Source organism: Methylomonas sp. BG-2, from assembly GCF_057766305.1.
The window spans coordinates 1-14,404 of sequence record NZ_JBYMAP010000109.1 but is presented as its reverse complement, the minus strand read 5'-3'; the positions used below and the strand labels follow the sequence as shown (position 1 = coordinate 14,404).

Annotated in this window: 10 protein-coding genes; 8 read left to right on the top strand and 2 right to left on the bottom strand. The window is 60.7% G+C overall.

Translation table 11 applies throughout. From position 1 onward, the window contains the following. Positions 1-414: 414 nt before the first annotated feature. Positions 415-972, bottom strand: coding sequence for a hypothetical protein (locus AC3B8H_RS12000; protein ID WP_488441810.1), 558 nt, complete (start codon positions 970-972; stop codon positions 415-417). Positions 973-1,627: 655 nt separating this feature from the next. Between AC3B8H_RS12000 and AC3B8H_RS11995 the strand changes: the two genes are divergently transcribed. From AC3B8H_RS11995 to AC3B8H_RS11960, 8 genes are all read left to right on the top strand, one after another. Further along, a complete protein-coding gene (locus tag AC3B8H_RS11995; protein ID WP_488441809.1) occupies positions 1,628-2,410 on the top strand; it encodes a VPLPA-CTERM sorting domain-containing protein in 783 nt (260 codons plus the stop codon). Positions 2,411-2,518: 108 nt separating this feature from the next. Continuing rightward, the gene (locus AC3B8H_RS11990) at positions 2,519-3,355 is read left to right on the top strand and encodes a hypothetical protein (protein WP_488441808.1); all 837 of its coding nucleotides are present in this window, start codon (positions 2,519-2,521) and stop codon (positions 3,353-3,355) included. Between the two features lie 90 nt (positions 3,356-3,445). Beyond that, a complete protein-coding gene (locus AC3B8H_RS11985; protein WP_488441807.1) occupies positions 3,446-5,941 on the top strand; it encodes a TonB-dependent receptor in 2,496 nt (831 codons plus the stop codon). 18 nt (positions 5,942-5,959) lie between these two features. Further along, complete coding sequence (locus tag AC3B8H_RS11980) at positions 5,960-7,666, top strand: PKD domain-containing protein (protein WP_488441806.1); 1,707 nt, start codon at positions 5,960-5,962, stop codon at positions 7,664-7,666. Positions 7,667-7,887: 221 nt separating this feature from the next. Then, complete coding sequence (locus tag AC3B8H_RS11975) at positions 7,888-8,829, top strand: NADH-quinone oxidoreductase subunit B family protein (protein ID WP_488441805.1); 942 nt, start codon at positions 7,888-7,890, stop codon at positions 8,827-8,829. Next, positions 8,829-10,358 carry a nickel-dependent hydrogenase large subunit gene (locus tag AC3B8H_RS11970; protein WP_488441804.1) on the top strand — a complete coding sequence of 510 codons (1,530 nt, stop codon included), beginning with the start codon at positions 8,829-8,831 and terminating at the stop codon, positions 10,356-10,358. The genes AC3B8H_RS11975 and AC3B8H_RS11970 overlap by 1 nt, the downstream gene beginning before the upstream one ends. A gap of 11 nt (positions 10,359-10,369) precedes the next feature. Next, complete coding sequence (locus AC3B8H_RS11965) at positions 10,370-10,822, top strand: hydrogenase maturation protease (RefSeq protein ID WP_488441803.1); 453 nt, start codon at positions 10,370-10,372, stop codon at positions 10,820-10,822. After that, a complete protein-coding gene (locus AC3B8H_RS11960; protein ID WP_488441802.1) occupies positions 10,815-13,463 on the top strand; it encodes a sensor domain-containing protein in 2,649 nt (882 codons plus the stop codon). The genes AC3B8H_RS11965 and AC3B8H_RS11960 overlap by 8 nt, the downstream gene beginning before the upstream one ends. Before the next feature lie 138 nt (positions 13,464-13,601). Here AC3B8H_RS11960 and AC3B8H_RS11955 read toward each other — a convergent pair. Beyond that, the coding region (locus AC3B8H_RS11955) for a fructosamine kinase family protein (RefSeq protein WP_488441801.1) at positions 13,602-14,404 on the bottom strand (803 nt) is incomplete at its 5' end.

Sequence of the window (14,404 nt, the reverse complement as noted above, 5' to 3'; positions counted from 1 at the left end):
CGGGACCGGCAACGAATGTCATGCGAGGCCGGTTTTTTTCCCATCAAGAGGCTGCCGTAAAAATCAAAACAGAACCCTCTCCTTGCGGGAGAGGGCAGGGCGAGGGGATTAAACTACCTATCATTTTTTCCCTTACCATTTTTCTTAATCCAACGCTGCGATCGAGCCCCGTCAAAGGGTTTATTTTCGATGTAGCAAATACAGTAAAACTGCCGTGCATTGAAAAAAGAAGGCTGTCGCGCTTTTTCAAAAGGGCAACAGCCCCTAGCAACACATATTGCCGGACTGGCGAAAAACTAATGGCTATTTGCGCGTACTCCGCTAACGTTTTTTCGTCTGAAACGATGAATTGTTTGGTTGGGCGAAGTGTGTCGGGAAATGCTCCCCAAGTCCGAAACTTGGGGAGCAGCCGTATTACCAGGGGTTGGATATTTGGCTATTGAGCGCGGTCACGTTGGTCCAGTTGGCCGCTACATTAGGGACGACACCCCCGCCTAGTCCCCCTGGAGCATATCTGCCGCTCGGCGCGGTACCCCCGGCAACCCAGGCGATGTTGTTATTGACTTCGTACTTCACGCTCACGCCGAAGCCGGCCACACCCGCAACCACCCGGTCTACCTGGACCGCGGCGGCATTAGCCGCGTTATTGAGCCCGGGGCCATTCAGCCGGTAAAGCGTACTCGTATTCACATTCAAGGCGCCGATCAAAGGCCGCAACTCATTGACGACGTCCGCTCTCTGCGGGCTGTTGGAGAACACCAGGATATCGCCTTGCACTCTAGGCCCCTCGGTGCGCGCGATGAAATTTCCGAATTCCCGGTGTGCATCGGCATATCTTGCCGGCGTTTGAGGAATGTGGATGGCGTATAGCTGCTGGTTGGTTACGAACACGACACCGATACAGGTAACAAATCCGGTCACTCCGACCGTGTTGTTGTGGACGCCGTATTCGTACATATTGGAGTAATACATTTTATGACCTCGTTGTGTTGGCCGCCGTGTGCAATAGCTAAAGCGTCCGGCGAAATCGCGAGTGCTGAAGCAATCGGCGAGGTTCATTGCGTCGGAAGACGCAGACCCCAGGCTGGGTTGAGTGGCGGCGATGAAACCCAGCTTTACTGGTGTCTGGCTGGGTTTCATTATCGTTGAACCCAGCCCGGTTCCACAATCGCAGCTTCAGCCTGTCGCCGATAAGCGTTCATTGGAAAACTCAATCTACTGGCCACTCTTACTTGCAACCAGCCAATCCACTTTGCTTAATCTAGCTCGAGCTTTGCCGGTAAATTTAACGGAACCCGTGGCCGAAGATCTGCCGCATCCAGATACTCGGCGGGTATCGCCGGCAAGGATGCCGCCAGCTCGGGTCGCTGGATCGTAGCGTCATTCAGTCCTTGCTGTCGGCGCGCGGCGGGATCGGAGTGCTTGGCGACAGAGTGGCGACTGCAAGCGAGGCTGAACCTTCAATCACCTAGCAGGCTTTTTCCACGCTAACTGCCCAGGCATTAACGAAATTTAACAACAGGAAGCATTCCCGTGATTACCGGGAAAAATTCCCTAAGCCATTTCGCGCCGCTTCCCGAGAATATCCGAGAAATTTTCTTTATTAATCTCGGAAAAAGGACGCAACATGAGTTACCTACCCAAGTCGTTGAACCACGCCGTTAAATTGTTGGCGTTGGGCGTTGGATTCGCGCTGAGTCAAGGCGCGGCGGCGGCCACGCTGGATCTGGATTTCAATTACCGCATGACGCCGGGTGCCGGCGCGTTGGGTACCACGATCGCCACCGCTCATTTCGAAGACGTGATTACCAGCACCGGGTTTAAAGGCATCGACCTGACCCTGACCAACGTCGCGTCGGATTTGGTACCGGGCGTCGGTTCCACCAGTTACATTTCCGGTCTGTTGCTGGCTTTTAATTTTGCCGACGAGGAATTGCCCAACATCATTATCGAGCAATTCGACGGCGACAGCGCGCAGTCCGACCGCTGGGAGCCGCAAGAAGACGTTGCCACCGTCGACGGCTTTACTTTCACCAGCGAATTGGGTTTCCCGAAAGGCACCTCGAATCCGTCTTCCTCGACCAGTCTGGCCAGCTTGCGAGTCGGCGACAGCGCCCACATTCAGTTCTGGTGGGACACCGGACTGGAGCAGGGCGACTTAACCGTCGCGGCGCTGGTCGAAGCGCTGCGCGGCGATTCGGCCGACGCGTCTATTCCCGACATCATGGCCGCGATCAAAGTCCGCAGTCTGGGCGCGATCACCGGCGGCGAAAACATCGAGTCGGTGGCCACGCTGGTGGTTGGCGCGGACGAACCGACCACCACACCGGTACCGGTACCGGCGGCTTTACCGCTGTTTGCATCCGCGCTGGCCGGCGCTGGGCTGTTGCAACGCCGCCGCCGCGCCTGATGATCGTTCGTTAGCACCGCGCCGGCGTCGGGCTTTGCTCCAGCCCGGCGCCGGCGCGGCGGCTAATGTTCGATGTTCTCCTTAACCTCGATAAAAATAATAACGACCATGAAGCTTTTGCAAAAATCCTGGCTGCTTGCCGGCGCAACCCTGTTGAACCTGTCCGCCGCGTCCGCCGCGACTACCTCCCTGAACTTTAATTACATAGCCACCAATCTGTACGGCGGCAGTGGCGTCGCCAACGTCGCGAGCATCACCGTCACCGATTTGGCCGATTTGGGTTTGAACGGCGCCGGCTACGGCGGCGTGCGCGTGCAATTGACCGCCGGCGACCTGGCGCAATTTGCCAGCGGCGCGGCCGGTACCAAAGTTTGGATTTCCTCGTTCGAACTCAATTTCCCCGGTACCTCCACCGACAACGGTTACGAATTCAATAACCAACATTGGAGTTATGTCGGCGGCGTCAATCTGGCGCCGGTCACTTCCAGCGGTTTAAGCGGCGGCATCGAGTGGCAGGAAGACGGCGCCATCGACGGTTGGGGCGCGGCGGCCGGCGATCCGGCTTTCGAACAAGAGTACAACTTCACCGCCGAGACCTTGGTGGCCGGCACCAGCAGCACGATAGACTTGTACAACAGCGCCGGCTTTTCCGGCATCAGTGTCGCCAACCTGCTCAATCCCGACAACTACGTTGAGAATGCCTTGCATCCGGAACAACCGGATGCGCTGGGCTGGATCAAATTGCGCGGCACCGGCAACGCCGATCCGGCCTTGCGCGGTATTGCCGCCAGCGGATTCTGGGGCAATTCGGCCACGGGCGGCAATCCAGCCCAGTATCGCTTGAATGTGTTGGCGGTTGCTCCGGTACCGGTTCCCGCCGCGCTGCCGTTATTTCTGTCGGCGCTGGCCGGCATCGGTTTGATCTGCAAACGCCGGCAGCGCTAATCGTCCTCGGTTTGACGCGTCCCCGGCGGGCGCGTCCGTTCAATCGGGTCGCGCCGCCGACGGTCGCGGCCCTCGATTTCCTTGAAGATCATGAAGCAATTGCAGCATTCCGCCAAACCGGCGGCTCTGGTTTTTCTGTGCGCGGCGTTCGGCGCCGAAGCCGCTCCGCCCGAGGCCGCCGGCGACGATACGCTGGAGGCGGTCGAAATCGTCGATGTCACGCCTGTGCATGGGGTCGGTCTGGACAAATCTAAAATCCCGGCCAACGTGCAAACCGCCACCGACCGTGATTTGGACCAATCCGAAGCCAGCGATCTGACCTCGTTCATGAATCGCACCACCGGTAGCGTCACGTTGAATGCCGCGCAAAACAATCCGTTGCAACCGGACCTGAATTTTCGCGGTTTTACCGCGTCGCCGTTGCTGGGTTTACCGATGGGGATGAGCGTGTACGTGAATGGCGTGCGCTATAACGATCCGTTCGGCGACACCGTTAACTGGGATATGTTGCCGGAATCGATGATCAAGAGCATGAACGTGTTCAGCGGCGCCAACCCCTTGTTCGGCTTGAATACCTTGGGCGGCGCGGTATCGCTGCAAACCAAGAACGGGTTCAATTCGCCGGGCCACGAGCTGGAAGCCTACGGCGGTGCCTGGGGCCGCAACGTGGTGTCGGCCGAAAGCGGCGGCAACGACGGCAGTCTGGGGTATTTCGTGAATGTGCGGCGCTTCGCCGAGGACGGCTGGCGGGATTCCTCGCCGTCCGAGGCCATCAATGTCTACGGTTCGCTGGGCTGGCGTTCGGACAAATCGTCGCTGGATTTCAGCGCCTTGTACGGCAACAGCGACTTGATCGGCAACGGCGCGGTACCGACCGAATTGTTGCGCGACAACCGCTCGGCGATTTTCACGTCGCCCGACCGCACCGAAAACGACATGAAGTTTTTCACGCTGGAAGGTACCCATTGGCTGAACGATAAGGTGCAACTGGCCGGTAACGCGTTTTACCGCGATACCGTGACGCGATCCTTCAACGGCGACGATACCGCCTACATCGATTGTTCCGAAGCCGGCGCGCTGTACGACCGCAATCTCGACGGCTTGCCGGCCTACCCGCTGTTTCCGGGCAGCGACGGTTACAGCGGCGACAGTTTCTGGTCCTTCCTGACCAGCCAGGGCATTGCTCGGGAAACCGCCGAGCCGGGCGACTGTCCGGACGACATCGCCGGCATGGCCGGTTCCGACATCCTGTCGCAATGGATCGTCCGCGACCAAAACGGCAATCCGGTCGGTTACGACAATCCGGACCAGCCTTTGAACGCGATCAATAACATCAGCACCCGTAAGCAAAAGAGCTTCGGCGCCACCGGTCAAGCTACGTTTCAGCACAAACTGTTCGGCTTGAACAATCAGTTGATTACCGGTTTCGGTTACAACCGGGGTATCGTCAACTACGGCTCGCAGGTGGAAATCGTCCGCTTGCTGGGCGACCGCAGTACCAGCCGCTCCGGCATTTTCATTCCGGACGACGCCACCGGCCTGAAAGGCGGCACCACGACTTGGTCGGCCTTCTTCAACGATGCGCTGGATTTGACCGATGCCGTGACCCTGAGCTTCGGCGGCCGCTTTAACGACACCGTGATTCGCTTGCTCGACGGTTTGGGCAACAGTCCGGAGTTGAACGACAACCATGGCTACAGCCGTTTCAACCCGTCGGCCGGCTTGACCTGGAAGGTCAACGACAAACTGGGCGTTTACGGCGGTTACAGCGAATCGGCGCGGGCGCCGACCATTGTCGAACTGGCTTGTTCCGATCCGAACGCCGAGTGTCGGCTGCCGAACGCCTTCCTGGCCGACCCGCATTTGCAGCAAGTCGTCGCCGAAAGCTTCGAGGCTGGATTTCGCGGCCAACTCGACCAGGACACGGCCTGGAACGTCGGGTTTTTCCATACCATCAATAAAAACGACATCATTTTCCAATCCACCGGCGGCGCGACGTCCAACGTCGGGTTTTTCTCGAATGTCGGCGATACCCGCCGGGTCGGCATGGAAGCCGGCTTGTCCGGCGTGTTCCGCGAGGATTGGCGCTGGTATCTGCGTTACAGCTTCGTTGACGCCACCTTCCAGAACAATTTCTTCGTCAGCAGCCCGACGCATCCGAATCGGATAGAAACCTTCGGCGACAACGGCGAATACAGCGCGGTGATACCCGTCCAAAAAGGCGACCGAATGCCGGGCATCCCGCAACACAGTCTGAAATTGGGACTGACCGTGCCGGTGACCACCGCGCTGACCGTGGGCGGCGACGGCTTGTTCAACTCAGGCCAATTCCTGCGCGGCGACGAAGGCAATTTCCTGGGCGAAACCGATCCCTATTTCGTGATGAATCTGCACGCCAATTATCAGTGGACGCCGAATCTGGCGACCTTTTTGATCATGGAAAACGTGTTCGACACCGACTACGAATCGTTCGGCATGCTGGGCGAAGCCAACGAATTGCCCGGTTTTCAAAATTACAGCAATCCGCGTTTCCTGGGACCGGGCGCGCCGTTCGGCGCCTGGGTCGGACTGCGGTTGAAATTTTAAAAGTTGCGCGGAGACTGTATGAAAAAAATCGTTTCGACCCTGTTGGTCGGCGGCGCGTTGTTCGGCGGCGCGGCGCCAGCCGCGACGCTGGACCTGGTCTTCAATTACCGGCTGACGCCGACCGCCGGCACCGGCCAGACCATCGCCACCGCCCATTTCGAGGATGTCATCGATTCGAACGGCTTGCCGGCCGTCGATTTGCGCCTGACCAACGTCGCTTCCAATCTGGTGCCGGGCGTCGGTGCCACCAGTTATTTATCCGGGCTGCTGCTGGCCTTCGACTACACCGCGCCGGAATTGCCCGGCATCGTGGTCGAACAATTCAGCGACGACAGCGCCCAATCCGACCGCTGGGAGCCGCAGGAAGACGTGGCCACCGTCGATGGCTTTACCTTTACCAGCGAGCTGGGTTTTCCGCGTTCCGAGACGCCGAGCAGCTTGGGCGCCCGCTTGGCGGTCGGCGAGACCGGCCACGTGCAGTTTCAGAACGATGAAAGTCTGCCGAGTCCGTTAACCGTCGATAAACTGGTGGCCGCGATTCGCGGCGGCACCGCCGATGCCGGCGCGCCGACGATACTGGCGGCGGTCAAGGTTCGCAGCTTGCCCAACCTGACCGGCGGCGAGACGATAGAATCGGTGCCGACCGTGGTCATCGCCGCCGGCGTGCCGACCGTCAACCACGCGCCGTTGGCCAACGCCGGCAGCGACGCCGCGGTCGATGCCGGCGCCACTCTGCAACTGGATGGCAGCGCCAGCAGCGATCCCGACAGCGACACGATCGCCGCATATCAATGGACACAGTTGTCCGGCGAGACGGTGACGCTGTCCAGCGCCACCGCGCAACGGCCCACTTTTACCGCGCCGGCCACGGCCGGCACGCTGGTGTTCGCGTTGACGGTCAGCGACGGCAGTCTGCAAAGCGATCCCGATACCGTGACGATCACCGTCAACGCCGGCAATCAAAATCCTCCGCCGGGCAATCGGTCGCCCAGCGTCGATGCCGGCGACGATCAATCGGTGGCCGAAGCCGGTCTGGTGACCTTGGCCGGCAGCGCCAGCGATGCCGACGGCGACGGCTTGAGCTATCAATGGGAGCAGACCGGCGGCACCGCCGTCACCCTGCATAACCCGCAAACCGCGACCGCCAGTTTCACCGCGCCGTGGCTGGCCAGCGGTTCGGAAACCTTGAGTTTCAAACTGACCGTGACCGACGATGCCGATAATCCGGCTTCGGCGGAAGCCAGCGTCGATGTGGTCGTCAATAACGACGACGGTTTGCTGGATTGCTCGCAAGCCCGGCCCAGCAAAACCTATTTGTGGTCGCCGAACGGCGCGATGCAAAAAGTGCAGGTTCAGGGCATTACCGGTCCGGGAATTAATACCGCCAAACCGAATTACGATTTGCGTATCGATACGGTAACCCAGGACGAACCGCTGAAAAACCCGGCGCTGAAGGATAAAACCAGTCCGGACGCCAAAATCACCCGCACCAAACGCAGCGCGAAAAAACCGCTGGCGCTGGATGTGTTGCAGTTACGTGCGGAGCGCCAGGGCCAACAGCCGAAAAACCAGGCCTTTAGCGGCAATGGTCGGACCTATCGGGTCGCTTTTACCGCCAGCTACGCCAGCTTGTCCTGCCAAGGCACGGTCAGCGTGATGGTGCCGCCGACGCGCGGCAGCGCGGTGACCGACGACGGCCAGCAATACGACGCGACCCGGCGTTAGCCGGCGGTTGGACCAACTTTGCACGGGACGGGGTAGGCGGCGCTTACCCCAATGGTCGCGGCTGCAATCCGTCCATCGTCGGTGCGGCAGCGACCTGGGGAGGCTCGAGCGCGCATCGGCACGGTAGCGAATGCCGGGTGACGTATCGGCCGCTTGCTTGAAATTGGCCGATCAGAGCCAATTTCAATACAATGCGACCAACACGGTTCTCGGGAGTGGTGGTGGCAACGTTATTTTGGTTACAAACCGGTGCATGCGGCGGCGAATCGCTGGCGATACTCAGCGCCCAGTCGCCCAGCATCGAGCAACTGTTCGCGGCGCACGGCGTCGAGCTGCTCTGGCATCCATCCCTGTCCAGCGCGTCGATGCGCGAGCACGACCGTCTGATTGCAGCCATAGGCGCCGGAGAACGGCCGCTGGATATTTTGTGCGTGGAAGGTAGTATCGTCACGGCGCCGCGCGGCACCGGCCTGTACGACAGTTATCGGGGACGAGCGCGGATGGAGATCGTCCGCGAACTGGCTCAGCGCGCCGGCGTCGTCGTGGCGATGGGAACGTGCGCGGCCTTCGGCGGCGTGCATGCCGCGGCGCCCAATCCCAGCGACTGTATCGGTTTGCAATTCGACCGCGATTTGCCGAGCGGTCTGTTGCCGGCGGAATGGCGCTCGCGACGCGGTTGGCCGGTCGTCAATCTGGCCGGATGTCCGGCCCATCCGCATACGATGACGCAAACCCTGGCCTGGTTGGCGGCCGGCATGGCCTTGCCGCTGGACGAGTTGAATCGGCCGTTGGCTTTTTTCAATACCGTCGTGCATCAGGGCTGCACTCGCAACGAATACCACGAATACGACATCGAAGATTCCGAATTCGGCGGCAAGGCTTGTCTGTTTTTTAATCTCGGTTGCCAGGGGCCGATGACGCAGGCGGTGTGCAACAGCGACTTATGGAACGGCGTGAACAGCAAAACCCGCGCCGGCGTGCCGTGTTTCGGCTGCACTTCGCCGGATTTTCCGCGCGAAGTCGATTTGTTCAGCACCGAAAAAATCGGCGACATCCCAGTACGGCTGCCGATGGGCGTGGAACGGGCCCGCTACATGGCCTACAAGAATCTGGCCAGGGCGGCCGCGCCGGCGCGGGTCGAGGGCAAGGACATGGACGTCTGATGGCGCGGATCGAATTGAACGTCAATTTGAACCGGGTCGAGGGCGATCTGGAACTGGCGCTGAGTCTGGAAGACGGCGTTGTCGTGGAAGCGCGCACGGTCGGCACGCTGTACCGCGGCTTCGAGCAAATTTTGGTTGGGCGTAGTCCGCGCGATGCGCTGGTGCTCACACCCAGGGTCTGCGGGATTTGCGGCACCGCGCATTTGTACGCGGCGGTGTTGGCCTTGGAACATGCTTGGCGGCTGCCGGTGCCGGCCAATGCCACCCGGATACGCAACCTCTGTCTGATCGCGGAAGGCATCCAAAACGATTTGCGTCAAACCTTCTTGTTTTTCGCGCCGGATTTCCGCAACGCCCGCTACCACGACCGGCCCTGGTTCGCGGCGGCTGAGGCCGCGTTCGCGCCGTTCGTCGGCAACGTGCACCGGGAAACCCTGGCAATGACTCGGCGGGTGGTCGAAGTCGTCGCCCATTTCGGTGGGCAATGGCCGCATTCGTCTTACATGATGCCGGGCGGCGTCACCTCGCCGGCCGATGCCCGCCGACTGCTGGCCTGCCGGACCATCTTCGCCGAGGTGCGCGACTGGTACGAGCGTGCCGTCATTGGAGCGCCGCTGGACGAATGGCTGGCGCTGGATAGCGCCGCCGGCTATTTCGAGTGGCTGGAACGGCCGGCGCATGCCGGCAGCGCGCTGGGTTTGTTGAGCCGTTGCGCGCGCGACCTGCGTTTGCAACGGATGGCGCCCGGTACGCCGCACATGATCAGTTTCGGCGCTTGGTGCGATCCGGCCCACTGGGATGCGCCGCATAGCGCCAGACTGGTGCCGGGCGGTTTTTATGACGGCGATACCGGGCGTATCGCCGAACTCGACCAAGCGCTGATTAACGAGCACGTCCGCCACTCCTGGTTTCGGCCCTATCCGGGCGGCCGCCACCCTTGGCAAGGCGAAACGGTTCCGGATTATCAACCCGGCAGCGATCGCTACACCTGGGCGAAAGCGCCGCGCTACGCCGACAAAGTCGTGCAAACCGGCCCGCTGGCCGAATTGCTGATCGGCGGCGACGCGTTAATCGCCGATCTTTACGCGACCGAGGGCGGCAACGCCTGGTTGCGGCAATTCGCCAGGGTTCGCCGCATCGCTTACGAATTGGCGCAGGCCGAACGGCACTTGCAAGAATTGGCCGAGCATCTCGGCGAGCCGCATATCGCCAATCCGGCCAAGCATGCCGAAATCGACGGTGAAGGGTACGGCCTAATCATGGCCGCGCGCGGGGCGCTGGGGCATTGGCTGCGGATACGCGACGGCGTGATCGAAAAATATCAGATCGTCACGCCGACGGCCTGGAACGCCTCGCCGCGCGACAGTGCCGGGCTTCCCGGCCACTGGGAGCAAAGTCTGGTGGGTCTGAGCGTGGCCGATCCTGACGATCCGGTCGAAATCGGCCATGTGATCCGGTCTCACGATCCTTGTTTGGTTTGCACGGTGCATATGCTGGACACCGGCCGGCGCTGGCGTTTTCTGCCTTGATGGTGGCGTTGATGTCACATATCGTCTGTTTCGGCAATCCGCTGCACGGCGACGACGGCTTCGGCGCGGCGGTATATTCGCGCTTGAGTAAAGCTGCGTTGCCGGCCGGTTGGCGGGTATTCGACGCCGGTACGTCGGGCTTGAACGCGCTGCTGTTGTTTCGGGATTGCGGTGAAGCCATTATCGTCGACAGTTTGGCGCCGGGCGCCGAGCCGGGCCGCTTGCGGGAACTGGCGCCGGGCGACGTGCTGGCCGAGACCCCTCAGGCCGGGCACGGCAGCGGCGTCGGCTATGTGTTGCAAGCCTTGCAAGCGATGCCGGAGCCGCCGCCGCGCATCCGTATCGTCGCGGTCGAAGCCGCCGAAGTGTCGGCGTTTCGGCCGGGTTTGTCGGCGCCGGTCGCGGCCGCCGTGGCACCGGCCGTCGCGCTGATTCGGGCTTATATCGGAGCCGGCGATGACTGAGCTGGATTTGCAGGGCGAATTGGATCGCCTGAAGCTGGAGTTGGCCGCGTTGCGTCTGGCGAATTCGGCGCTGGAAAAACAAATGGTGAAGGGCGCGGAGCAAACCGACACGATGCTGCGGGCGTTGGAGACGCAAAGTAGCGCGCTGCGGGCCGCCAATCTGCGCCAACTTACGCAGACCAATTTTACCCAGCGGGTGATGGACACCACCGGCGCGTTGGTGATTGTATTGGGACCGGAAGGCCGAATCAGTCAGATCAATCGGCGTTGCGTCGAAGCAATGGGCGAGCAGCCGGCGGCGATCGAGGGCCGAGTCCTGGACGAATGGCTGTTTCCCGACGAATTGCAAACCTTGATGGACCATTTGCCGGAACTGCCTTGGCCGGTGTATTCGCCGCTGTTCGAGACGGTGCGCCGCGCCGGCGGTTACGCGGCCGAGCACCGTCTGGCCGATCAAGGCGGCGCCTTCCGCGATTATTGGGTGGAAGCGAGTTTGTTGCACAGCCCGCAAGGCAAGGAAGAGGGGGCGGTGATTTGCGCGACCGACATCAGCGCGTTGAAAAATCAGCAAAACCGCTTGCGGCGCAGCGAAAGTCTGCTCAAGGAAGCTCAGCACATCGCCCAGCTGGGACATTGGGAGCTGGATTTGGCGTCGGACCGCTTGATCTGGTCCGAGGAAGTGTGCCGGATATTCGAGCTGGACGCCGCGCGGGCGCCGACCAACTATCAAGCATTTCTGGCCTTGGTGCACCCGGACGACCGGGGCGCGGTGGACCAGGCCTACGCCGATTCCCTGCGCTCGCCGTGCGCATTTTCGATCGATCACCGCTTGTTGTTGGCCGGCGACCGAATCAAATGGGTGCACGAGCGCTGCGTCACGCATTACGACAGCGATGGCCGGCCGTTGCGTTCGTTCGGCACGGTGCAGGATATTACCGCGCAGCGCGATGCCGAGTCCGAGCAGGAACTGGCGGCCAGCGTGTTCGACAACAGCTTGAACGGCATCATGATTACCGACGCCAAGACCCGCATCATCAAGGTGAATCGGGCGTTTTCGGAAATCCTGGGTTACGCGCCGCCGGAAGTGTTGGGGCATAAGGCCAGGTTGTTGAAATCCGGCAATCAGGACGCGCACTTTTATCGAAATTTATGGCGGACTCTGGAACGCGACGGCAAATGGCAGGGCGAGATTTGGGATCGCCGCCGCGACGGCGGCGTGGTGCCGCTTTGGCAGAGCATCTCGGTGGTGCGGGCGGCGGACGGCCGCTTGCTCCATTACATCGGCGTGTTTTACGATCTCAGCGAGCAAAAGCGCAACGCCGAGCACATCCATCGTCTGGCGTATTACGACGTGTTGACCGGCCTGCCGAACCGGCAGTTGCTGAACGAACGTTGCGAACACGCGTTGCGGCGCGCGCAGCGCGAAGGCCAAGGCTTGGCGGTGTTATTTCTGGATTTGGATCGGTTCAAGCACGTCAACGATACCTTGGGTCATCCGGTCGGCGATGAGCTGTTGCGCGCGGTGGCGCAGCGGCTTCGGGATAGTTTGCGGGAAATCGATACCGTGGCCCGGCTGGGTGGCGACGAGTTCATCATCCTGCTGGAAGATACCCGCCATCAACCGGACATCGAACGGATCGCCGCCAAAATCCTCGGCGCGTTGACGCTGCCGTTTAACGTCGCGGGCCATCGCCTGGATATCGGCACCTCGATAGGCATCAGCCGTTTTCCCGGCGACGGCAACGATGCGACCACGTTGATCAAGCATGCCGATTTGGCGATGTATCAAGCCAAGGAACAGGGCAGGGGCAATTTCCAGTTTTACGAAGCTCATTTGACGGCCCGCGCCAACGAACGGCTGTATCTCGAAGGCGAGTTGCGCGAGGCTGTCGCGCGCGGCGAGCTGAAATTGTATTACCAACCGCAATACCGGATCGGTGACGGCCGTTTGGCCGGCGCGGAAGTGTTGTTGCGTTGGTTTCATAAGGATTTGGGCATGATTTCGCCCGACAAATTCATTCCTATCGCCGAGGATTGCGGCTTGATCGTACCGATCGGCGAATGGGTGTTGTTGATGGCCTGCCGCCAACTGAAGGTCTGGTTGGACTCGGGTTTGCATCTGCCGCGGGTCGCGGTGAATCTGTCCGGCGTGCAAATCGAGCGCGGCAATATATTGGCGGTGGTCAGCCAAACCCTGGCCTCGACCGGCTTGCCCGCTAACTACCTGGAATTGGAAATCACCGAGACCTACATCATGCGCCAGGCCGAGTCTAATGTCGGGGTGTTGGAACAATTGCGCGACTTGGGCGTGACCTTGGCGATCGACGATTTCGGTACCGGCCATTCGTCGCTCGGATACTTGAAACGTCTGCCGGTCTCCAAGCTGAAAATCGACCGTTCGTTTGTGATGGACATTCCGCAAGATAGCAACGATGTCGCGATTACCCGCGCCATTCTCGCGCTGGGACAAAGTCTGAAGATGACGGTATTGGCGGAAGGCGTCGAGACCGCCGAGCAGGCGGCGTTTTTACGCGAATTGGATTGCGACGAAGTGCAGGGCTATTTTTTCGGCAACTGTCTGGATAGCGATAGCTTTGCCAAGCTGCTGCAAGTAGCCGCCGAGGTGGGCGAATTCAGCTAGCGCCGGATCAAGGGAAGGCCGCGAGCGAAGGCGCCGGCATTCGAATTGCCTCCGTCGCGCCTAAAGCAGCTCCCACGACGGTGTTGGATACGGGCAACCGCGCCGGAACGACGCACGCAGTCAAACATCGATCGGAATTTAACCCAATTCCGCCAGAAGCTGTTCCATCATGCGCTGGGCTTGGCTTTGATAGCCGCCGCCGAACAGGTTCAGATGGTTGAGAATGTGGTACAGGTTATACAGCGTCAGCCGGGTCTTGTAGCCGCTGTCCAGTGGATATTCCCTTTGGTAGGCCGCGTAGAAATCCCGGCTGAAACCGCCGAACAGCTCGGTCATCGCGATGTCGGCCTCGCGGTCGCCGTAATAACAAGCCGGATCGAACATCAGTGGCTGGCCTTGCGCGTCGCAGCCGGCGTTGCCGCCCCACAGGTCGCCGTGCAACAAAGACGGATGCGGCCGGTAGTCGCTGAAAAATTCGCCGACGCGTTCCCGCAAGCGCTCGCCCAAGGTTTGTAGCGGACCGCCATGACCGTTTTCGGACGCGATGCGCAATTGTTCGCCCAAGCGCCGGTCGCGCCAAAATTCGACCCAGTCGTCGGCGCGCTGGTTGAATTGTGGCGTGGAGCCTATTGTGTTGTCGCGGTGCCAGCCGAACCAGGGTTGGCGTATCCGGTGCAGGCGCGCCAATTGTTCCCCGAAGCGGCCGGCCGCGCCGGAATGTAAAGTGTCCAGTTCGATGTAATGCAACACCAGATAGGCGTGTTGTTCGAAGCGGCCGTGGCATACCGGTTCCGGAACCCGCACTGTTTCGGTTCGATGGATTTCCCGCAAGCCCTCGGCTTCGGCGGCGAACATGTCGGCCAGCTCGCCCCGGTTTATTTTCACGAACCAAGTGGTCGTATCGCTTTGCAGTTTATACGCGCGGTTGATGTCGCCGCCGC